This is a genomic window from Bradyrhizobium sp. JYMT SZCCT0180, assembly GCF_018130165.1.
In the GTDB taxonomy this organism is placed as follows: domain Bacteria; phylum Pseudomonadota; class Alphaproteobacteria; order Rhizobiales; family Xanthobacteraceae; genus Bradyrhizobium.
Genome location: NZ_JAFCLZ010000004.1, coordinates 130,717 through 150,419, shown reverse-complemented (window position 1 = coordinate 150,419; position 19,703 = coordinate 130,717). Strand labels below are relative to the sequence as shown.

15 protein-coding genes are annotated in these 19,703 nt (G+C 64.7%); 7 read left to right on the top strand and 8 right to left on the bottom strand.

Annotated elements, in window-relative coordinates; genetic code table 11:
- The first annotated feature begins 39 nt into the window (after positions 1-39).
- From JQ641_RS07660 to trxA, 7 genes are all read left to right on the top strand, one after another.
- A complete protein-coding gene (locus tag JQ641_RS07660) occupies positions 40-2,559 on the top strand; it encodes a PAS domain-containing sensor histidine kinase (RefSeq protein ID WP_211995391.1) in 2,520 nt (839 codons plus the stop codon).
- Positions 2,556-4,073: a tRNA (adenosine(37)-N6)-threonylcarbamoyltransferase complex ATPase subunit type 1 TsaE gene (gene tsaE, locus JQ641_RS07655; RefSeq protein WP_211995390.1), complete on the top strand. Its 1,518-nt coding sequence runs from the start codon at positions 2,556-2,558 to the stop codon at positions 4,071-4,073. The genes JQ641_RS07660 and tsaE overlap by 4 nt, the downstream gene beginning before the upstream one ends.
- An 83-nt stretch (positions 4,074-4,156) precedes the next feature.
- On the top strand, positions 4,157-4,489 hold the full coding sequence (locus tag JQ641_RS07650) for a PilZ domain-containing protein (protein WP_192736242.1): 333 nt from the start codon (positions 4,157-4,159) through the stop codon (positions 4,487-4,489).
- 138 nt (positions 4,490-4,627) lie between these two features.
- The gene (locus JQ641_RS07645) at positions 4,628-5,350 is read left to right on the top strand and encodes a nucleotidyltransferase family protein (RefSeq protein ID WP_211995389.1); all 723 of its coding nucleotides are present in this window, start codon (positions 4,628-4,630) and stop codon (positions 5,348-5,350) included.
- A gap of 249 nt (positions 5,351-5,599) precedes the next feature.
- The gene (gene addB / locus JQ641_RS07640; RefSeq protein WP_211995388.1) at positions 5,600-8,746 is read left to right on the top strand and encodes a double-strand break repair protein AddB; all 3,147 of its coding nucleotides are present in this window, start codon (positions 5,600-5,602) and stop codon (positions 8,744-8,746) included.
- Positions 8,740-12,267 (top strand): double-strand break repair helicase AddA, encoded by a 3,528-nt coding sequence (addA, locus tag JQ641_RS07635; protein ID WP_211995387.1) that lies wholly within the window; start codon positions 8,740-8,742, stop codon positions 12,265-12,267. Before addB ends, addA begins: the two co-directional genes overlap by 7 nt.
- Positions 12,268-12,335: 68 nt before the next feature.
- Positions 12,336-12,656 (top strand): thioredoxin, encoded by a 321-nt coding sequence (trxA, locus tag JQ641_RS07630; protein WP_016847387.1) that lies wholly within the window; start codon positions 12,336-12,338, stop codon positions 12,654-12,656.
- Between the two features lie 57 nt (positions 12,657-12,713).
- Here trxA and JQ641_RS07625 read toward each other — a convergent pair whose 3' ends face one another.
- The 8 genes from JQ641_RS07625 to JQ641_RS07590 form a co-directional block, all read right to left on the bottom strand.
- The gene (locus tag JQ641_RS07625) at positions 12,714-13,454 is read right to left on the bottom strand and encodes a metallophosphoesterase family protein (protein WP_211995386.1); all 741 of its coding nucleotides are present in this window, start codon (positions 13,452-13,454) and stop codon (positions 12,714-12,716) included.
- Positions 13,455-13,550: 96 nt separating this feature from the next.
- Positions 13,551-14,912, bottom strand: coding sequence for a bifunctional folylpolyglutamate synthase/dihydrofolate synthase (locus JQ641_RS07620; protein WP_211995385.1), 1,362 nt, complete (start codon positions 14,910-14,912; stop codon positions 13,551-13,553).
- Entirely contained in the window at positions 14,909-15,850 is a 942-nt protein-coding gene (gene accD, locus JQ641_RS07615; RefSeq protein WP_211995384.1) for an acetyl-CoA carboxylase, carboxyltransferase subunit beta, read from the bottom strand. Before accD ends, JQ641_RS07620 begins: the two co-directional genes overlap by 4 nt.
- Before the next feature lie 163 nt (positions 15,851-16,013).
- Positions 16,014-16,850, bottom strand: coding sequence for a tryptophan synthase subunit alpha (gene trpA, locus JQ641_RS07610; RefSeq protein WP_211995383.1), 837 nt, complete (start codon positions 16,848-16,850; stop codon positions 16,014-16,016).
- The gene (trpB, locus tag JQ641_RS07605) at positions 16,847-18,076 is read right to left on the bottom strand and encodes a tryptophan synthase subunit beta (RefSeq protein WP_211995382.1); all 1,230 of its coding nucleotides are present in this window, start codon (positions 18,074-18,076) and stop codon (positions 16,847-16,849) included. The genes trpA and trpB overlap by 4 nt, the downstream gene beginning before the upstream one ends.
- The gene (locus JQ641_RS07600) at positions 18,073-18,732 is read right to left on the bottom strand and encodes a phosphoribosylanthranilate isomerase (protein ID WP_211995381.1); all 660 of its coding nucleotides are present in this window, start codon (positions 18,730-18,732) and stop codon (positions 18,073-18,075) included. Before JQ641_RS07600 ends, trpB begins: the two co-directional genes overlap by 4 nt.
- Before the next feature lie 64 nt (positions 18,733-18,796).
- On the bottom strand, positions 18,797-19,189 hold the full coding sequence (locus JQ641_RS07595; RefSeq protein ID WP_211995380.1) for a lipopolysaccharide assembly protein LapA domain-containing protein: 393 nt from the start codon (positions 19,187-19,189) through the stop codon (positions 18,797-18,799).
- Positions 19,190-19,337: 148 nt separating this feature from the next.
- Entirely contained in the window at positions 19,338-19,643 is a 306-nt protein-coding gene (locus tag JQ641_RS07590; RefSeq protein ID WP_192736230.1) for an integration host factor subunit beta, read from the bottom strand.
- Positions 19,644-19,703: the final 60 nt, after the last annotated feature.

The following is a 19,703-nucleotide window of genomic DNA, read 5'->3' as shown; positions in this document are numbered from 1 at the left end:
AAAGCGCCGGGCCTGAAGTCGTGCGTTCTGGGGCAAATCATGTCGGGCGTAGTCGCGGCGATGCGTCGAAACCTGCTGTCGTGCACCTCACTGGCACGTCACGGCATGATTGCGCTCGCCTCTGCTCTATCCATCGTATCGGAACCGGCCTTGGCCGGTGATTTGCCGCTCTCCGAGGTGATTTCGGCCTGGCTCGACCTCAATCACCAGGAATTCGCGGTGCTGACGACGGCGTTGTCGCTGCTCGGCTTTACCGTCGTGGCGGCGATCCTGTTGATGCGCACCCGCGTCAAGGCGACCCGCACCGAGCTCCGCCTGCGCCAGGACATCGCCGATCTGCAGGTTCACGCCGACCGGTTGCGGGCGTTGCTGTTCGCCGAGCCGCAAGTTCTGATCTCCTGGGCCGCGGGCGACAGCCGGCCCCAGATCAGCGGCGACACCGCGCTGTTGATCTCGCAGGAAGCGTTGCAAAACTCGCCGCAGCGGATCCTCGCCTTTGGAACCTGGCTGCCGCCGGAACCGGCGCTGCAGATGGACCATGCCGTCGATGCGTTGCGCGAGGCCGGGGAAGGCTTTCTGCTCAACCTCTCGACCTCGAACGGCCGCGCGATCGAGGCGATGGGCCGCGCCATCGGCGGCCAAGCCGTTGTTCGGATTCGCGAACTCGGCGGGTTGCGCCGCGAACTCGCCGAATCCAATCTGCGCTACAAGACGCTGCAGGAAGAGACCGAGCTGCTGCGCGACTTCGCCGCCGCCGCGCCCTGGCCGATCTGGGCCAAGAGCCCCGAGGGCAATCTGCGCTACGCCAATACGGCCTATGTGCGGGCGACCGAAGGAACCAGCGTCGCCGATGTCGTCCGTCGCAACCTCGAACTTTTGGAAACCGACCAGCGCACCGACATGAGCCGGACCTTGAACGACAGTTCCAGCTTCAGCGCGCGGCTGCCGATCGTCGTCAGCGGCGAACGACGGATCTATGACGTACAAGCCTTGAAGCTTGGCGGCGGCAGCGCCGGCATCGCGATCGACGCCAGCGAGGCGACCCAGCTGCGCGCCGCGCTGCAGCGGATGGTCGAGGCGCATCGCCGCACTCTCGACCAATTGTCGTCGGGGGTTGCGGTATTCGACGCCCAGCGCCGGCTTGCCTTCTACAACGAATCCTACCGCCGACTGTGGGGCCTCGATCAGGCCTTCCTCGACGGCCAGCCCGACGATTCCAGCGTGCTCGACCGGCTGCGCGCCACGCGCAAACTCCCGGAGCAGCCGGACTTCCGGGCCTGGAAAGCCAAGCTGCACGAGGCCTATCGCGCGGTCGAGCCGGAGACCTACACCTGGTTCCTGCCCGACGGCCGCGCGGTCAGCGTCGTCACCACGCCGAACCTCGAAGGCGGCGTCACCTATCTGTTCGACAACGTCACGGAAAGCCTCGATCTGGCGCGGCGGTTCGACGGGCTGACGAGGGTACAGCACGAGACGCTCAGCAACCTCGCCGAGGCGGTCGCGGTGTTCGGCAGCAATGGTCGCGTGGAACTGTTCAATCCCGCCTTCGCCAAGATCTGGAAGCTGTCGGAAGAGCAGCTGCGCGAACAGCCCCACATCGAGACCGTGGAATCCTGGTGCAAGCCGCTGTTCGACGACGCCCTGACGTGGCGGGCGCTGCGCGAGGCGATTACCGCGATCGGCAACCGGGCGCAGGTGGCACTGAAGCTCGAGCGCAAGGACGGCAGCGTGCTGACCTGCATGACGATGCCGCTGCCCGACGGCGCCACCATGCTGACCTTCCAGGACATCACCGACACCGAGAATGTCGAACGCGCGCTGCGCGAACGCAACGAGGCGCTCGAGACCGCCGACCAGATGAAGGTCGATTTCGTCCACCACGTGTCCTACGAGCTGCGCGCCCCACTCACCACCATCATCGGCTTCGCGCACTTCCTGAGCGATCCCTCGACCGGTCCGCTGACGCCCAAGCAGGCCGAGTATCTCGATTACGTCACCAAATCCACCAATGCGCTGCTGGCGCTGACCAACAACATCCTCGATCTCGCCACCATCGACGCCGGCGCCATGAAGCTCGAGCTCGGCCCGGTCAACATCGCCAAAGCCATCGAGCAGGCTAAGGAAGGCATTCAGGACCGGCTCGCCACCGACCGCATCGAACTCAAGGTCGACATCGATCCCAGCATCGGCGACTTCACCGGCGACGAACGCCGCGTGGTGCAGGTGCTCTATAATTTGCTCGCCAATGCCGTCGGCTTCTCGCCGCATGATGCAACCGTCAGCATCAGCGCGCGGCGCAACGAGCATCGCGTCATCTTCACCGTCACCGATTCCGGTCCGGGCATCCCGCCCGACGTCAAGGACAAGGTGTTCGACTGGTTCGAGAGCCATTCCAACGGCTCGCGGCACCGCGGCGCGGGGCTTGGCCTGTCGCTGGTGCGCTCCTTTGTCGAACTGCACGGCGGCAAGGTGCGGGTCGATTCGGAACTCGGCAAGGGCACGACGGTCACGTGCGACTTTCCGATCGACCAGAACGCCCATCGCAACGCCGCCGAATGACCGTATCAGCGACATTCTCGGTGGCGCTCGCGAACGAGACCGCGACCGCGCAACTGATGGCCGATCTTGCGCTGCTGGTTGGCCCCGGCGATGTGATTACGCTGTCGGGCGATCTCGGCGCCGGCAAGACATCAGCGGCGCGGGCGATGATCCGCTACCTCGCCAGCGACGAGACGCTGGAGGTGCCGAGCCCGACGTTCACGCTGGCGCAAAGCTATGACCAGCCGTTTCCGATCGTTCATGCCGATCTCTATCGCATCAACGATGCGAGCGAGCTGGAGGAAATCGGGCTGTCGCCGCTGCCGGAGGGCGCGCTGGCGCTGATCGAATGGCCGGAGCGCGCAGCCGACGCGCTGCCGGACGACCGCATCGACATCGCCTTCAGCCATCGTCCCGCGCTCGGATCCAATGCGCGCGCCGCCGAATTTACCGGCTATGGCAAGGCGGCAGCGCAGGTCGAAAGGCTCAAGGCGCTGCGCCAGTTCCTCGAGACCTCAGGCTTGATGGGAGCGCAGCGCGAGCGCATGCCGGGCGATGCCTCGACGCGCTCCTATGCGCGGCTGCATCTGGACGGCACCGCCATCCTGATGAATTCGCCGAAGCGGCCAGACGGCCCGGCGATCTATGACGGCAGATCCTACAGCGCCGCCGTGCATCTGGCCGAAGACGTCAAGCCGTTCGTCGCCATCGCCAACGGCCTGCGCGAGCGCGGCTTCTCGGCGCCGGCGATCCGCCACCAGGACCTCGATGCCGGTTTCCTGATCACCGAGGATTTCGGCCACGCTGGTATCGTCGAAGGCGATCCGCCGCAGCCGATCGTGGAGCGCTACGAGGCCGCGACCGACATGCTGGCGGCGCTGCATCGCGAGCCGCTGCCGGACATCCTGCTGCTGACCCTGCAATCGACCCACGCCATCCCCGTGTTCGACACCGAAGCGTGGCTGGTCGAGATGGGGCTGATGCTCGAATGGTACATGCCCGATCGCGGCGTCGAGCCAAGCCAGGAGCTGCGCGACGAATTCGTCGCGATGTGGCGAGGGTTATTGAAGAAGCCGGCTTCCGCGCCGCGGACCTGGGTGATCCGGGACTTCCATTCCCCCAACATCATCTGGCTCAATGATCGTTCCGGAATCCTGCGGGTCGGCATCATCGATTTCCAGGACGCCGTGCTCGGACCTGCCGCCTATGATCTCGTGTCGCTGCTGCAGGATGCGCGGATCGACGTGCCCGAGGCGCTCGAGCTGACGCTGCTGACCCGCTACATCAAGGCGCGGCGCGCCGCCGACAGCAATTTCGATCCGGCCAGGTTCGCCGAGCTCTACGCCATCATGTCGGCGCAACGGAATACCCGGCTGCTCGGCACGTTCGCGCGGCTCAATCGGCGTGATGGCAAGCCGCAATATCTGCGTCACCAGCCCCGGATCTGGACCTATCTTACTCGTTCATTGGCCCACCCGGCCCTGGCGGATTTTCGCGAATGGTACGCCGCCAACGTGCCGCCGCCGGGCTCCTGATTTACCACTTGTTAGCCACCCCGGCTCTAATCTGGCGAAGGCTATGCTCCGCGCGTGCGAGCGGCTGTTTCAAATCCGGGAATATGGCGATGGCGACATCAGAGCGGCGCAAGGGAGATCGCGTCACATTCGAGCGCGGCTATCCGGCGCATATGATGGGCATCGACGGCACCTGGCGGCGTGAATGCGTGATGGAAGACGTCTCCGAGACCGGCGCCAAGCTGACGGTGGAAGGCTCCGTCGAGGGGCTGCATCTGAAGGAATTCTTCCTGCTGCTGTCGTCCACGGGACTGGCCTACCGCCGCTGCGAACTGGCCTGGGTCAATGGCGACCAGATCGGCGTCAATTTCCTGAAGCAGGGCGACAAGAAGAAAAAGGCGGCCGGCAAGCGCGGCGCGGAGACCGCCGAAGCATGAGCCCCGCCGCTCCCAAATCCTCTTACACCCGTCGTCTTACAGCCGTCATCTGCAATGACTATGGCCTCACAGTCGCTGGATCAGCCGAATCACCGTGATATGATCCGAAGCGCTGATCCGTTTCGAGAACTCCAGGAAATGTCCGTCACGCCCAAGAAAGCCATGGTCCTCGCCGCCGGTCTCGGCCTGCGGATGCGCCCGTTGACCGATCACATGCCAAAGCCGCTGGTGCGCGTGATGGGCCAGCCGCTGCTCGATCACGTGCTGGACAAGCTGGCCGGCGCCGGTGTCGGCGAAGCCGTGGTCAATGTGCATTATCTGCCCGACCAGATCATCGAGCATACGGCGTCCCGGACCCGGCCCCGCATTACCATCTCCGACGAACGCGATCAGGTGCTCGGCACCGGCGGCGCCGTCGTGAAGGCGCTGCCCTTGCTCGGCACAGAGCCGTTCTTCCATCTCAACGCCGACACCATGTGGATCGACGGCGTGCGGCCCAATCTGACGCGGCTGGCCGAAACCTTCGACCCTGATCGTATGGATATCCTGCTGTTGATGGCGCCGACCACCAGCAGCATCGGTTATGCCGGCCGCGGCGATTACTCGATGCTGCCGGACGGCGCGCTGCGCAAGCGGCGAGAACATCAGGTGGTGCCGTTCGTCTATGCCGGCGCCGCGATCATGTCGCCGTCGCTGTTTGCCGATGCGCCCGCGGGCGAGTTCCCGCTGACGAAATTGTTCGACCGGGCCAATGAGCAGGAGCGGCTGTTCGGCCTGCGGCTCGACGGCGTCTGGATGCATGTCGGAACCCCCGACGCGGTGCAGGCCGCGGAAGAGGCGTATCTGGAGAGCGTGGCCTGAGGTGCTCGTTTCGTAGGGTGGGCAAAGGCGCATTTCGCGCCGTGCCCACCACCCCGCCCGACTGCCGACTAAGAATCCCGAAAACAACCCCATGCAAAGTAGGCGTTGGTAGGCAAAGGCGCCCTTCGCGCGAATAAGCATGGTGGGCACGCTTACGCTTTGCCCACCCTACGAATCCGGCAAATGCCGGAACCCATGACCATTGCGAGATCACTCCCTATATTGCCCTGACCTCGAATCAGGCAGCCCATGCGCGTTTTCAGCGTTCCCGTATCCGTGCCGCTTCTGCGCACCGTCATCGCCGCACTGGTGGACGGCCGGCTGGTCGATGGTTTCGAGGCGCGCAACAATCCTTTGAACCTGGCGCAGGCGACGCTCTATCTGCCGACCCGGCGCGCCGGCCGGATGGCGCGGGAGATCTTTCTCGACGAGATGAAGACGGATGCTGCGATCCTGCCGCGCATCGTGGCGCTCGGCGATATCGACGAGGACGAACTGGCGTTCGCCGAAGGCTCCGAACAATTCGGTGGCGTGGCGCCGCTCGACATTCCGCCGCGGCTCGGCGAACTCGAGCGGCGGCTGACGCTGGCGCATCTCGTCGCAGCGTGGGCCAAGACACCGGTCTCCGCACCGCTGGTGGTCGGCGGCCCGGCCTCGACGCTGGCGCTGGCCGGCGATCTGGCGCGGCTGATGGATGACATGGTCACCCGCGGCGTCGACTGGAATGCGCTCGACAAACTGGTGCCGGACCAGCTCGATCGCTACTGGCAGCATTCGCTGGAATTCCTGCGCATCGCGCGCAAGGCGTGGCCGCAGCATTTGCACGAGATCGGACGGATCGAACCGGCGGCGCGGCGCGACCTTCTGATCGACGCCGAGGCCACGCGCCTGACTGCACACCACAAGGGCCCGGTGATCGCGGCGGGTTCGACCGGCTCGATGCCCGCGACCGCAAAATTCCTGCACGTCGTCGCCAAACTCAAACAAGGCGCGGTGGTGCTGCCGGGGTTAGATACCGATCTCGATGACGCGGCCTGGCAAACCATCGGCGGCATCAGAGACGCGCACGGCAAATTCACCACGCCGCCGGCCTCGAACCATCCGCAATTCGCAATGAATGCCCTGTTGGACCGGTTCGGCATCAAGCGCAGTGACATCGAGATTTTGGGCGCGCCTGCGCCTGATGGACGCGACGTGCTGGTCTCCGAGACGATGCGGCCATCGACGGCGACTGAACAATGGCATGACCGACTGGAGCAGCCTGACATTGCCGCGAAGATTTCCGGCGGCATGAAAAACCTCGCGGTGGTCGCGGCGCCCAATCCGGAGATGGAGGCGCTGGCGATCGCGGTCGCCATGCGCGAGGCGCGGCATCTCGGCAAATCGGCCGCGCTGGTAACGCCGGACCGTGCGCTGGCGCGGCGCGTGATGGCAGCACTCGGCCGCTGGAATCTCGAATTCGACGATTCCGGCGGTGACGCGCTGATGGATACCTCCGCCGGAATCTTTGCGCGGCTGGTGGCGCAAGCCGCGGCGAAGGGGCTGGAGCCCCCGACCTTGCTGGCGCTGATGAAGCACCCGCTGTTCCGCCTGGGTGGCGCGCATGGTGCGTTGAAACACGCCATCGAGGTGCTGGAACTGGCCCTGCTGCGCGGCACGCGGCCGCAAGCCGGCAGCAATGGCCTCGCGCGCGACTTCGACCGTTTTTGCGCTGAACTCAGGAAATTGAAAGACGGCGAGACCTCCTCGCTCCACGCGTCCGAGCAACGCGCCAGATTGCGCGATGACGAGCTCGAACAGGCGCGCGGGTTGATCTCAGCCCTGCAGCAGGCGCTGTCGCCGCTGGAAAGCATGGCGTCGTCGAAGCCCTATGACTTCGCCGAACTGGCGCATCGCCACCGCGAGGTGTTGATGGCCCTGTCATCCGATCAAACCGAAATCGCCGTCGCGTTCGAGGGCGCCCAGGGATCAGCGCTGGCCTCGGCGTTTGCCGATCTGTTGGGCGAACAGAAACCCAGCGGGCTGATGGTGCAGCTCGCCGATTATCCCGAATTGTTCCAGACCGCCTTCGCCGACCGCATGGTGCGGCGGCCGGAATCGGCGAGCGCGCATCTGCACATCTATGGCCAGCTCGAAGCACGCTTGACCGAATCCGATCGCGTGATTCTGGCCGGGCTGGTCGAAGGCGTGTGGCCACCGTCACCGCGGATCGATCCGTGGTTGAGCCGGCCGATGCGGCATGAACTCGGCCTCGATCTGCCGGAGCGGCGCATCGGGCTGTCAGCTCATGACTTCGCGCAACTGCTCGGCCATACCGACGTCATCCTGACCCATTCGGCGAAAGTCGGCGGCGCGCCGGCGGTGGCCTCGCGCTTCCTGCACCGGCTGGAGGCCGTCGCCGGCGAAGAACGCTGGAAGCAAGCCACGCGGACCGGCGAGGATTATATCCGCTTCGCCGCCGAACTCGACCGGCCGACAAAGATAGAGCCGATCCCGCAGCCCGCGCCAAGGCCGCCACTCGCGACGCGCCCGCTGAAATTGTCGGTGACGGCGATCGAGGACTGGCTGCGCGATCCCTACACGATCTACGCGAAATACATTCTGCGGCTCGACCCGCTCGATCCCGTCGATATGCCACTGTCCGCTGCCGATCGCGGCTCGGCGATCCATGAAGCGCTCGGCGAATTTACAAAAACCTTCGCCGACACATTGCCAGCCCAACCTGCGCTCGCGCTGCGCGGCATCGGTGAGAAGTTTTTTGCGCCACTGATGGAGCGCCCCGAGGCGCGGGCGCTGTGGTGGCCGCGGTTCCAGCGCATCGCCGCATGGTTCGCCGATTGGGAATTGGCGCGCCGCGATCACATCCACCGAATCGACGCCGAGATCCGGGGCGAGATCGGCATTCCGCTCGACAACGAACGAACCTTCATCCTGTCAGCTCGCGCCGACCGCATCGAGCAGCGCGCCGACGGCCGCTTCGCGATCCTCGACTACAAGACCGGGCAACCGCCGACCGGCAAGCAGGTGCGGATGGGGCTGTCGCCGCAGCTCACGCTCGAGGCCGCGATCCTGCGCGAAGGCGGTTTCAAGGATATCGGCGCGGATTCGTCGGTCGCCGAACTCGCCTATGTCAGGCTGAGCGGCAACAACCCACCTGGCGAACACCGCTCGCTGGAACTGAAGATCAGGAACAACGATACGCCGCAGCCGCCGGACGAAGCGGCGGATTACGCGCGGCTGGAGCTGGAAAAACTGATCCGCAAGTTCGAGGACGAGAACCAGGCCTATACGTCGTTGAACCTGTCGATGTGGTCGAACCGCTACGGCGCTTATGACGATCTTGCCCGGATCAAGGAATGGTCCGCGGCCGGCGGATTGGGGATCGAGGAATGGTGAAAGCTCCCCGCATCATTCCGCCGAATGTGCGCGATACCCAGGCGCGCGCGTCCGATCCGGCGGCGTCCTCGTTCGTGTCGGCCAATGCCGGCTCGGGCAAGACGCATGTGCTGGTTCAACGCGTGATCCGGCTGCTGCTCGGCGGCGTGGCGCCGGAGAAAATCCTCTGTATCACCTTCACCAAGGCTGCCGCCGCCAATATGGCGGAACGCGTGTTCTCGACGCTGGGACATTGGGTCACGCTCGACGATGCTTCGCTGGATGCCGCGATCAAGGAAGCGGGAATTGCCAATCCCAATGCAAAATTGCGGAAATCGGCGCGGCAGCTGTTTGCTTGCGCGCTGGAGACGCCCGGCGGGCTGAAAGTGCAGACCATCCACGCACTGTGCACGCGCCTGCTGCAGCAATTTCCGTTTGAAGCCAACGTGCCCGCGCGCTTCGCCGTGCTCGACGACCGCGACCAGAACGAGATGATGGAGCGCGCCAATCTCGCGGTGTTTCTGGAGGCATCGCGCCACCCCGACAGCGCGACCGGCCAGGCGCTCCGGATGGCGATGGCCAGTGCCGCCGACGTCACCTTCAAGGAGGTGGTGCGCGAGGCCTGTCTTAGCCGCGATCATTTCATGGCATGGACGGACACCGCCGGCAGCGCTCACGCCGCCGCGAGGCAGACCTCCGCAGCTCTGGGTGTCGATCCCGAGGACCGCATTGAGGATATCGAGCGCGACATCGTCGATGGACCGAACCTGCCGCGATCCGAATGGGAGGCGATCGCGCGTGTTCTCGACACCGGAAGCAAGACCGACCAGGATCAGGCCGCCCGGCTTCGTGCAGGACTGATGTTCACCGGCGCTGCGCAGGTCGAAGAATATCTCGGCGTGTTTCTAACCGAGACCGACCGCACGCGCCGCAAATCGGTGGTGACGAAAAAATTCGTCGACAACAATCCTGTCGTTGGTCGCCTGGTCGAATCCGAGGCTGATCGCATCGCCCCTCTGATCGAACGCCGTCGCGCGTTAACAGCCCGCGACCGCACCGAGGCGCTGCTGCATATCGCAACCGCTTCTGCCGCGAACTACCGGCGCGAGAAGCTGGAACGTGGACTGCTCGATTATGATGATCTGATCGACAAGACGCTTGAGATGCTGGACCGCGTCTCCTCCGGCTGGGTCCATTACAAGCTCGATCGCGGCGTCGATCATGTGCTGATCGACGAGGCGCAGGACACCAGCCCGCGGCAATGGGACATCGTCGCGCACATCATTTCCGAGTTTACGTCCGGCGCGGGTGCGCGTGACGGCGTGACGCGCACCGTGTTCGCGGTCGGCGACGAGAAACAGTCGATCTTTTCGTTTCAGGGGGCAGCTCCCCGCGAGTTCGACCTGCGCCGGCGGGCGTTGAAAAAGAAGTTCGAAGATGCCGGCCTGAAATTCGATCCGGTATCTTTCAACTATTCGTTTCGTTCCGGGTCGGCGATTCTGCATTCGGTCGACCACGTTTTCCGCGAGCAGGAGATCTTCCGCAGTATCCACGCGGTCGAGAACGGATACCCGATCCATCATGCGCTGGAAGACGCAGGCCCGAGCCAGATCGATCTCTGGGAATTGGCCGTGGCCGACGACAGGCCGGACATGGAAGGCTGGCGCGCGCCGTTCGACGGCGTCGCCGTGACCAGTCCCGAAGTCAAGCTCGCCCGGCGGATTCAGGCCGAGATCAAATCGCTGGTGGAAAGCGGCACCATGACCGGCAGCGCAGGTAGCCGCCGTCCACTGCGATACGGCGACATGCTGGTGCTGGTACGCCGGCGCGGCAATGCGTTCGATGCGGTGATTCAGGCGTTGAAGCACGCCAATGTCCCGGTCGCCGGCGCCGACCGACTCAAACTGACGGAGCACATCGCGGCCATCGACCTGATGAACCTGGCGGACGCGCTGCTGTTGCCGCAGGACGATCTGGCGCTGGCGGTGGCATTGAAGAGCCCGCTGTTCGGTCTTACCGACGACGATCTGTTCAAGCTGGCCTGGCAGCGAAAGGGATCGTTGCGCGCGGCCCTGAGCGCGCGCGCTGCGACCGACGGACTGCTGAGAGACGCGCTCTGGCGGTTGGAGCAATGCGAGCGACGCGTCGTCAACGCGACGCCGTTTGCCTTCTATTCCTGGCTGCTCGGCGGCGACGGCGGCCGTGCACGGATCCTGAACCGGCTCGGGCATGAGGCCAATGATGCGCTCGATGAATTCCTGGAACTTGCGCTGAGCTACGAGCGCAAGGCGCCTGCCTCGCTACAGGGCTTCATGGCGTGGCTGCGTGCGGCCGATACCGAGGTCAAGCGCGACATGGAAATCTCGCGCGACGAAGTTCGCGTCATGACCGTGCATGGCGCCAAGGGCCTGGAGGCGTCCGTGGTGTTCCTGGTCGACACCACGACATCTCCCTCGGATACGCAGCGGCTACGGCTCATCAACCTGCCGCAGGGCAATTCTGGTCCGCACGCCCCCGGTATCGTGGTTTGGGCCGGCCGCAAGGCCGAGGATCCACCTGCCCTCGTCACCGCACGGGCGGCGATGCTAGGCGATACCGAGGATGAATACCGCCGCCTGCTTTACGTGGCGATGACGCGCGCGGCCGATCGCCTGATCGTCGGTGGTTGCATGCCCGGCAACAGGAAGGATGTTCGCCCCTCCTCCTGGTATGATCTTATCAGCAAGGGCCTCGAACGTTCCGAATTGCAGCTCGAGGAGATCACGACATCGAGCGGCGTCGTGAAACGCTATTCTCGTTCCGAGAAAGTCGCGCCTACCACGGGATCGGTTGCGCCGGTAAAGACGCCCTCGATCGATTTCCCATCGTGGTTGCTGACCCCGGCGCAGCCGGAGCGTCCGGCGGAGGGTTTGCTGCGCCCGTCCGATCCCGCTGACGACGACAGCCATCCGGTGCGGTCAGGCGAATCGATCCTCGTCCGCGCCAAGGCGCTCAAGCGCGGCACGCTGGTGCACCGGTTGCTGCAGTCGCTGCCCGATATCGCCGCCGAACGCCGCCGCGAGGCCGCGCTGTCGTACCTCGCCCGCAACGCCGACGGCTGGACCGAGGACGAACGGCTCACGCTGGCGGAAAAAGCGCTGGCGCTGATCGCGGATGCGCGCTTTGCGCACGCCTTTGCGCCGGGCAGCCAGGCTGAGGTCTCGATCGTGGGGCGGCTGGATCGGCCCGGGCAGCCACCGGCGCTGGTTTCCGGCCAGATCGACCGGCTGGTGGTCACGGAGCGGGAGGTTTTGATCGTCGATTACAAGACCAACCACGCCCCGCCCAAGCTGCCTGCCGAGGCGCCGCGCGCCTATGTCCGCCAGCTCGCGCTCTACCGGGCGGTCCTGGCAAAGCTTTATCCCCAGCTGCCGGTCCGGGCCGCGCTGCTTTGGACCGAAACGCCTGATTTGATGGAGATTTCCGCCCCCGCGCTGGACGCGGCGCTGGCATCCTATCATGTCGGCGTGACCGCGCTTGACCCGGCAGGATCGCGTTCATAGGTTTGCCCATATCCTGACGGGCGCGATTCTCATCCGCGCCGCTGTTTCCAACCGAACGAGGTATTCCCATGGCCGTTGGCAAGGTTTCTGACGCCGATTTCGAAGCCGAAGTGCTCAAGGCGACCGGGCCTGTGGTCGTGGATTTCTGGGCCGAATGGTGCGGCCCCTGCCGCATGATCGCGCCTGCGCTCGACGAGATTTCCGGCGCGATGGGCGACAAGGTCAAGATCGTGAAGCTGAACGTCGACGAGAGCCCGAAGACGGCCTCGAAATACGGCGTGATGTCGATCCCGACCCTGATGATCTTCAAGGGCGGCGAGATGGCCTCCCGCCAGGTCGGCGCCGCGCCGAAGGCCAAGCTGCAGCAGTGGATCACTGCTGCGGTCTGATCGGCTTCGACCGATTGTTATTTGAAACGGCCGGCTCATCGCCGGCCGTTTTGTTTTTCAGGTAATCCAACCCGTCGCCAGTGCGGAGGCCAGCTCAAGCTGGCCGTTCTGCCGCGCGAGCGTCGCCATTGCCTCATGGTCGTAGGGCACATGGCGGAACGTCACGCGCCAGGATCCATCAGTGAGTTCGAGGATGGCGTAGCGCGCATCCGGCGTGCCGGCTTCGATTACATGCGCAAACGGATGGGTGTCGCGATAGCCGGGTGAGCCGACGCTGCCGGGATTGACGATTCTGCGGCCATCGCCAAGCCGGACGGTGCGCGCGACGTGGGTGTGGGCGCAGAGGATCAGCGGCTGCGTAATACCCTCAGCTTGCTTCTCGATCGCATCGAGCGAGGCCATGCAAACGGTGCCGTCTGACATCACCGTGTCCAGCCAATAGACCTCGTCATGCGCCGGCGTCGCGTGGCACAGAAACACCTGGTCGCGATAGACGCGCGTCGGCGGCAGCGCGCGCAGCCAGTCGAGATGAGTCTTGTCGAGCTGCGCATGGGCCGGCCGGTCCCAGGAACCCATCTTCTCCGGCGGCCGGTCGATCAGATAGCGATCATGGTTGCCGAGCACGTGTACGGCATCGAGCGCGATCAGCGTATCCATCGTGCGCCGAGCGTCGAGCGGGCCGCTCGCCATGTCGCCGAGATCGACGATCTCTTCGATGCCTTGCGCGCGGATATCGGCAATCACGGCTTCCAGCGCGAGATAGTTTCCGTGCACGTCGGCAATCGCGGCAAAGCGCATTATTCATTCCAATTACTATCGCAGCATCCGGGTCCGTGGGCCCCGGCTCTGCGGAGCAGCGTGAAGGACTCTGCATCGCGTCCGGGACACAGGGGGTTATGCAGGCGGCGTGCCATTACGCGCCAGCACGTGGCCTGCGAGGTAGAGCGATCCAGTGATCAGGATGCGCGGCGGCACTTCGTAGGCTAGTTTCGACAGTGTTTGAAGCGCGGCTTCGACGCTGGCGGCGTTCTCCACGCGCATGCCGAGGGCGCGGGCGGCATCCGCCAACCGGTCTGGCGGCATCGACGCCGCCATCGAGCTTGCATTGTCGCGACCGGGGATTGGTACCGCCATGATATGGCGCGTCAGCCCGGCGAAATTGGCGAGGAACGCGCCAGCGTCCTTGTTGGCCATCATGCCAACGATGACGACCAGCGGCCGCGACACCCGCTCTTCGAGGTCACCTAATGCAGCCGCAGCAACACGCCCGCCTTCGGCATTGTGGCCGCCATCGAGCCAGATCTCGCAGCCCTGTGGGCCCTGCTCGACCAGCGCACCGGAAACCAGGCGCTGCATCCGCGCCGGCCATTCGGCGTTGACGATGCCGGCCTCGAAATGGGGCATGCCGATCTTGAAGGCATCGAGCGCACGCAGGGTCGCGATCGCGAGCCCGGCATTGTCGAACTGATGCCGGCCGAACAGTTTTGGCGCCACCAGATCCATCAGGCCGCGATCGTCCTGATAGACCAGCCGGCCGCGCTCGACGCTGACATGCCATTGCTGGCCGGCCGCATGCAGCGGCGCGCGCATGCGGCGCGCCTGCGCCTCGATCACATCAATCGCTTCCGGCGCCTGCTCGGCGCAAATCACCGGCGCATTGCGCTTGATGATGGCGGCTTTCTCACCCGCGATCTCGGTCAGCGAATTACCGAGGAATTCCGTATGATCCATGCTGACCGGCGCAATCACGCACGCGAGCGGCGCGTCGATCACATTGGTGGCGTCCAGCCGTCCGCCGAGCCCGACTTCCAGCAGCACGACATCGGCCGGATGCTGCGCGAACAGACAAAACGCCGCCGCAGTTTCGATCTCGAAAATCGTGATCGGATCGCCCGCGTTGGCCTGTTCGCAATGTTCCAGTACGGCGCATAATTCATCGTCATCGACCAGCACACCACCACCGCTGCGGCCAAGACGAAAACATTCGTTAAACCGCACCAGATAGGGCGAGGTATAGACGTGAACGCGCAGGCCCGCTGCTTCCAGGATCGCGCGCAGATAGGCAATGGTGGAACCCTTGCCGTTGGTCCCGGCGACATGGATCACCGGCGGCAGCTTGCGTTCAGGGTGATCGAGCCGCGCCAGCAGGGCCTGCATGCGATCGAGGCTGAGATCGATGCGGCTGGGATGGAGCGCCGACAGCCGCGCGAGCAATTCGTCGAGCGAAGGCTGCGGTCTGGCGGCGGCTGTGTTCACGCGTGGGGGGCGGCCGGCACCGCTTCCGGCGCCGAGACAATCTGGGTCGGGTCGGTGACCTGCGGCACGGCTTTCGACGCAACATCAGGCGCCGGCGACTTCGTCAGCAGCCGGCACAGCCGCGCCAGGGTGGGACGCATTTCGTGGCGATGCACCACCATGTCGACCATGCCGTGGTCGCGCAGATATTCGGCGCGCTGGAACCCTTCCGGCAGTTTCTCGCGAATGGTCTGTTCGATGACGCGCGCGCCGGCGAATCCGATCAGCGCACCGGGCTCGGCGATCTGCACGTCGCCCAGCATGGCGTAGGACGCGGTGACACCGCCGGTGGTCGGGTTGGTCAGCACGACGATGTAGGGCAGTTTTGCTTCGCGCAGCATCTGCACGCCGACGGTGGTGCGCGGCATCTGCATCAGCGACAAAATGCCTTCCTGCATCCGCGCGCCGCCAGAGGCTGCGAACACGATGAACGGCGATTTCTTTTCGACCGCGAGCTCAAGCCCGCGCACGATCGCTTCACCCGCGGCCATGCCGAGCGAACCGCCCATGAAATCGAAATCCTGCACGGCCACGACGACCCCGGCGCCTTCGAGCTTGCCGTAGCCGACCTTGATGGCGTCGTTCAATCCGGTCTTGGCGCGGGCATCCTTGATGCGGTCGGCATATTTGCGTTCGTCGCGAAACTTCAGCGGATCGGCGGTCACGTCAGGCAGCGCGATGTCGTACCAGGTCTCGTTGTCGAAGATCGACTTCAGCCGCGCCACCGCACCCATGCGCATGTGATAGTTCGAACCGGGAATCACGAACTGGTTGGCCTCGACATCCTTGTAGAACACGAGCTGCCCGGAATCCGGGCACTTGATCCACAGATTCTCCGGCGTCTCGCGGCGCAGGATGCTGCGGATCTTCGGCCGGACGACATTGGTGAGCCAATTCATGTTTCGCTCCGAAATGCGGTTGAACGCATCGACCTTATATTCTGACGCGCTTTCTTCACGCGAACCGGTATCCACTTCGCTCGAAAACGCTACGCTCGATATATGGCGGCCCCGGTCTGACCCGGCAAGCCGCAGGTAGCGCCTCAATCTACGCCAAAATGGCCTATTCTGCGGCCTGCTTGGCGCCCCTAACGCCCTGCGCCAGGGCGGCAACGAGGTCGGCCACGGCGGGTACGGTCTTGGCGGTGGCGCGCCCCTCGGCGTCGAGGCTGCCGCGCAGGGCATCGACCAGGGCGGTGCCGACGACGGCGCCATTGGCGTTCTCGGCGATCGCGCGCGCCGCATCCGGCGTCCTGATACCGAAGCCGACGCAGACCGGCAGTTTGGTATGCCGCTTGATCCGGGCGACGGCTTCACCGACCACGTGGGAATCGGCGCTGGCGCTGCCGGTGATGCCGGTGATCGCAACGTAATAGACAAAACCCGAGGTGTTCGCGAGCACCGCCGGCAGGCGCTTGTCGTCGGTGGTCGGTGTCGCCAGCCGAATGAAATTGAGCCCGGCCTTCATCGCCGGCAGGCACAGCTCGTCGTCTTCTTCCGGCGGCAGATCGACGATAATCAGACCGTCGACGCCGGCGGACTTCGCGTCGACGAGGAACTTGTCGACACCGTAAATGTAGATCGGATTGTAATAGCCCATCAGCACCAGCGGCGTGGTGTCGTCGTCCTGGCGGAAGCCGCGCACCATCTCCAGCGTCTTCTTCAGGGTCATGCCGGCTTTCAGCGCGCGCAGGCCCGCCGCCTGAATCGACGGCCCGTCGGCCATCGGATCGGTAAAGGGCATGCCGATCTCGATCATGTCGGCGCCGGCCTTCGGCAGCGCCTTGAGGATGTCGAGCGAGGTTTTCGGATCGGGATCGCCAGCCATCAGGAACGTGACGAAAGCCGAGCGGCCCTGCTTGGCGAGTTCGGCGAAGCGTGCGTCGATACGGGTACTCACTTCCTCTCACCCTTCAAGATTTCGGCGACCTGCGGGATGTCCTTGTCGCCGCGGCCCGAGAGATTGACGACCATCAAATGATCCCTGGGCCGCTTCGGCGCGAGCTCCACAACCTTGGCGATGGCGTGTGCCGATTCCAGTGCGGGGATGATGCCTTCCAGTCGCGACAGCAATTGGAACGCGGCGAGCGCCTCGTCGTCGGTGGCGCTGAGATAGGTGACCCGGCCGTTTTCATAGAGCCAGGAATGCTCCGGCCCGATGCCGGGATAATCCAGTCCCGCCGAGATCGAATGCGCGTCCTGGATCTGGCCGTCATCGTCCATCAGCAAATAGGTGCGGTTGCCATGCAGCACGCCGGCCCTGCCGCCGGCGATCGAGGCGGCATGCAGCTGGGTCAGGCCGTGGCCCGCCGCCTCGACACCGAAAATCTCGACCGAGGGATCGTCGAGGAAGGGATGAAACAGACCCATCGCATTGGAGCCGCCACCGATGCAGGCGACCAGGGAATCCGGCAGCCGGCCCTCGGCCTCCTGCATCTGCTCGCGGGTTTCGTCGCCGATCACGCACTGGAAGTCGCGCACCATCATCGGATAGGGATGCGGCCCCGCGATCGTGCCGATGCAGTAGAACGTGTTGTGCACGTTGGTGACCCAATCGCGCAGCGCCTCGTTCATCGCGTCCTTCAGCGTACGGGTCCCTGATTGAACCGGGATCACCTTGGCGCCGAGCATCTCCATGCGGAACACGTTCGGCGCCTGACGCGCGACGTCGACCGCGCCCATATAGACGATGCATTCCAGCCCGAACCGCGCGCACAGCGTCGCAGTGGCGACGCCGTGCTGGCCGGCGCCGGTCTCGGCGATGATGCGCTTCTTGCCCATCCGGCGCGCGACCATGATCTGGCCGAGCACATTGTTGACCTTGTGCGAGCCGGTGTGGTTGAGCTCCTCGCGCTTGAAATAGACCTTTGCGCCGCCGAGATGCTCGGTCAGGCGCTCGGCAAAATACAGCGGCGACGGCCGGCCGACATAGTGCTTGAGAAAGCCCTTCATTTCCGCGGCGAACGACGGATCGGCCTTGGCGGCGATGTAGGCCTTCTCCAGATCCAGGATCAGCGGCATCAGCGTTTCGGCGACAAAACGTCCGCCGAAATTACCAAAATGGCCACGCTCGTCGGGACCGGTGCGGAAGGAGTTTGGCAGGGGATTCGACTGACCTGGATTCATCGGACCATCAATTCTTCGGAGGCGCGCGCGGCGCGGATAAAATCGCGGATCATGTCGGGATCCTTGACGCCGGGCGAACGCTCGACGCCTGAAGACACATCGACGCCGCCCGCACGGGTGACGCGAACGGCCTCGGCGATGTTGGAAACGTTGAGCCCGCCCGAAACCATGAACGGCAGTTCGAGGTCGAGCTTCTCCAGCAAGCGCCAGTCGAACACGGCCCCTAACCCGCCCGGGCGGGTGGCCTCTTTTGGCGCACGGGCGTCGAACAGGATACGGTCGGCGACCGCAGCATAGCCCGCGAGCGGCACCAGATCGGCCGCGGTCTCGACCGGCAGCGCCTTCATCAGCGGCAGGCCGAACTTTTGTTTGATGTCGCGCAGCCGCGCGGTGGTTTCCTTGCCGTGCAATTGCAACATGTCCGGCCGCAGGGTCTCGACGATATTCTCGAGCGTCGCATCGTCGGCATCGACCGTGAGCGCCACCTTGACGGCGCGGCCCTTGGCCTGCTTGCCGAGCTCGCGCGCGGTCTCAAGGCTGAGGTGTCGCGGCGACGGGGGGAAGAACACGAACCCGACCATGTCAGCGCCAGCCCCGAGCGCGACGTCGAGCGTCTCGCGCGTGGACAGGCCGCAAATTTTGACGAGCAGGGACATGGTCTCTCGGGCGCGGCTTTCAGGCCGCGAAGTACGGGTTGGAACGGAGCTGTTTGGGCGGGTTCTACAACGTCGCGCCCTGCTTGTCTCGCCCGGCGGCCCCGTAAATGCCGCGCGGCGCCGGTGCTGCAAGCTGCGGCACGGCGCCCCGGGAGACCGCCGCAGCGGCGCGCAGATCGGCTATTTCCGACCGCGCCCGCCGGGCCTCGGCCTCGTGCTGGCGTGCGGCGCGGCGCCAGCGGCGCTGGCGGAACCAGGTCGCCGTGCCGCCCGCCGCGACCCCCAAAATCGCGACCGCAATGATCACGACGAACAGCGGCATCGACACCGCGAGCGACGGATTGACGGAATCGAACGGATCGAACGACACCGTCACCGAATGACGGTTGGCGACCGCAAAGACGATGAAGATGACGCCTAAGGGGATGACGACCAGCGCCGAGAAGAATTTTCGCATGACCATCTCTCGCAGTGCGGACTCTCGAAGCAGCTGAGATCGGCGGGCACGTGTCCCGCAACCCGATCGTTCAGAACCCGGTGGGGTCTTTTACTTGACGCGTTTTCTTCACGCGAACCGGGGTCCACTTCGCCTGAAAACGCTATGGTTACGCGCCGGCCTCGGGCGAACCGCCCTCGCGGTTCAGCCGCTCACGCATTTCCTTGCCCGTCTTGAAGAACGGGACGCTCTTTTGATCGACCGGCACATGCGCGCCGGTGCGTGGATTGCGTCCTGCGCGGGCTGGACGATGCTTGACCGAGAAAGCGCCGAAACCGCGGAGCTCGACACGGTCGCCGCGCGCCAGGGCAGCGACGATCTCATCGAGAATCGCGTTCACAATGTTCTCCACATCCCGCTGATAAAGATGCGGGTTGTGCTCGGCGATGCGCTGAACAAGTTCGGATTTGATCATCGAGACTGGGGTCCACTGTCGTGCGGACTTCCATTTCCGTGAAAATGCCTTGAACTGTCA

Excerpts from the sequence above, each read along its gene's own strand:
- JQ641_RS07600 (WP_211995381.1), bottom strand. The coding sequence starts at position 18,732 with ATGTCCCTGCTCGTCAAAATTTGCGGCCTGTCCACGCGCGAGACGCTC.
- tsaE (WP_211995390.1), top strand. The coding sequence starts at position 2,556 with ATGACCGTATCAGCGACATTCTCGGTGGCGCTCGCGAACGAGACCGCG.
- JQ641_RS07660 (WP_211995391.1), top strand. The coding sequence starts at position 40 with ATGTCGGGCGTAGTCGCGGCGATGCGTCGAAACCTGCTGTCGTGCACC.
- accD (WP_211995384.1), bottom strand. The coding sequence starts at position 15,850 with ATGAATTGGCTCACCAATGTCGTCCGGCCGAAGATCCGCAGCATCCTG.
- JQ641_RS07650 (WP_192736242.1), top strand. The coding sequence starts at position 4,157 with ATGGCGATGGCGACATCAGAGCGGCGCAAGGGAGATCGCGTCACATTC.
- JQ641_RS07645 (WP_211995389.1), top strand. The coding sequence starts at position 4,628 with ATGTCCGTCACGCCCAAGAAAGCCATGGTCCTCGCCGCCGGTCTCGGC.
- addA (WP_211995387.1), top strand. The coding sequence starts at position 8,740 with ATGGTGAAAGCTCCCCGCATCATTCCGCCGAATGTGCGCGATACCCAG.
- JQ641_RS07590 (WP_192736230.1), bottom strand. The coding sequence starts at position 19,643 with ATGATCAAATCCGAACTTGTTCAGCGCATCGCCGAGCACAACCCGCAT.
- trpB (WP_211995382.1), bottom strand. The coding sequence starts at position 18,076 with ATGAATCCAGGTCAGTCGAATCCCCTGCCAAACTCCTTCCGCACCGGT.
- trxA (WP_016847387.1), top strand. The coding sequence starts at position 12,336 with ATGGCCGTTGGCAAGGTTTCTGACGCCGATTTCGAAGCCGAAGTGCTC.
- JQ641_RS07595 (WP_211995380.1), bottom strand. The coding sequence starts at position 19,189 with ATGCGAAAATTCTTCTCGGCGCTGGTCGTCATCCCCTTAGGCGTCATC.
- addB (WP_211995388.1), top strand. The coding sequence starts at position 5,600 with ATGCGCGTTTTCAGCGTTCCCGTATCCGTGCCGCTTCTGCGCACCGTC.
- JQ641_RS07625 (WP_211995386.1), bottom strand. The coding sequence starts at position 13,454 with ATGCGCTTTGCCGCGATTGCCGACGTGCACGGAAACTATCTCGCGCTG.